Here is a 666-nt window from a genome sequence, read left to right as displayed (position 1 = left end):
GGACTTGCGGGGGATCAGTACTGCTTCCCGCACTGACGGGTGCTTCAGAAGGCACGCCTCGACCTCCCCCGGCTCAATCCGGTGACCCCGGATCTTCACTTGGTCATCGATCCGTCCCAGGTACTCCAGCTCTCCTCCCGGCAACCACCGGACCAGGTCCCCGCTCCGGTACAGACGCTCTCCCGGCACCAAGGGATTCTCCACAAACCGCTCCGCCGTCAATTCCGGGCGGTTCAGGTAGCCTCGGGCCACTCCGTCGCCCCCGATCCACAGTTCCCCCGGTACCCCGATCGGTTGGGGACGACCCTGACGGTCCAGCACATAGCATGTGGTGTTGGACAGGGGTTTCCCGATCGGGATCGTCCGCTGCCCCTCCACCCGCCGGTCCACCGAGTGGGTGCAGGCAAACACGGTGGTCTCCGTCGGACCATAACCGTTGATCAACCGGTGTTCCCCCAACACCGCCAGGGCTTTCTTCACGTGTTTGCTTGAGGCTTGTTCCCCGCCGAAGAGCACCTTGCGCATGCCTTGGAGGGCATTCACATCCCAATCGACCAAGGCGTTGAACAGGGAGGAGGTGATAAATGTGAGGGTGATCCTCTCCTCACGAATCACTTGAGCCAGACGACGGACATTCAACACCTCCTCTTTGGGCAGCAGAATCAA

At 61.7% G+C, this 666-nt stretch carries 1 protein-coding gene; it reads right to left on the bottom strand.

Going from position 1 to position 666, the window contains the following annotated elements:
* Positions 1–666: AMP-binding protein (locus tag IEV46_RS17870; protein WP_188433980.1), on the bottom strand; the 666-nt coding region annotated here is incomplete at both ends.

This window comes from Kroppenstedtia guangzhouensis, from assembly GCF_014637345.1.
Taxonomy (GTDB): domain Bacteria; phylum Bacillota; class Bacilli; order Thermoactinomycetales; family DSM-45169; genus Kroppenstedtia; species Kroppenstedtia guangzhouensis.
The sequence above is the reverse complement of the archived record's forward strand: the minus strand, read 5'-3'. Positions and strand labels throughout refer to the sequence as shown.